2 protein-coding genes are annotated in these 783 nt (G+C 68.8%); one reads left to right on the top strand and one right to left on the bottom strand.

Features of this window, described 5'->3' with window-relative positions; all coding sequences use genetic code 11:
• The coding region (locus AC1DWF_RS33680; RefSeq protein ID WP_476842838.1) for a formate--tetrahydrofolate ligase at window positions 1–364 on the top strand (364 nt) is incomplete at its 5' end.
• A 57-nt stretch (window positions 365–421) separates the two neighbouring features.
• On the opposite strand, the gene AC1DWF_RS33685 is transcribed toward AC1DWF_RS33680, so the two are convergent.
• The coding region (locus AC1DWF_RS33685) for an amidase family protein (protein ID WP_476842839.1) at window positions 422–783 on the bottom strand (362 nt) is incomplete at its 5' end.

Here is a 783-nt window from a genome sequence, read left to right on the forward strand (position 1 = left end):
GCTCTACCCCGACGCGATGCCGCTCGCGGGAAAAATCCTGACCATCGCGCAGGAGATTTACCGCGCCTCGGACATCACCATCCCCGACAGCGTAGCGACGAAGCTCGCGCGCTTCGAGGCCCAGGGCTTCGGCCATGTGCCCGTCTGCATCGCCAAGACGCAATACAGCTTCAGCGCCGACCCGACAGCGCTCGGCGCGCCGGAGGGCCACGTTCTGCCGATCCGCGACGTGCGCCTCTCGGCTGGGGCAGGCTTCGTCGTGGCAATCTGCGGGGATGTGATGACCATGCCGGGATTGCCGCGCGTGCCGGCCGCGGAGACGATCCGTTTGGATGAAGACGGCCGGATCGAAGGGCTGTTCTAAGGAGCGAGGGGCGCCGCGCCTCGCGCGCCCTGCCAGGGACTACATGCCCCTGGACCCCTAGACTTCGAGTAGGCGCTCCACCGCCGCTGCGATGGTGAAGAGGCGAGCGTCGGCCATCGCCTCACCCATCAGCATCAGGCCGGCCGGCGCGTCGCCGGGCAGGTGGCAGGGCAGGCTGATCGCGCAGCGATCCAGGAAATTCGCGATCGTCGTGTTCCGCAGCAGCAGCAGGTTGATGCGGTTGTACTCGCTCTCCTCCGCCACGGCCGCGATCGGTGGGGGAGCCAGGGGCACCGTCGGGCAGATCACCACATCGAAGGGCGCCGTCCGTGCGGCGGCCTCCGCGATCACCTCGGCGCGCCCCTTCACCGCGGCCAGATAGTCCGTCGCGGTCATCGGCTCGCCGCGCATGATCCGCT

Source organism: Aminobacter sp. P4_D5 (assembly GCF_056401815.1).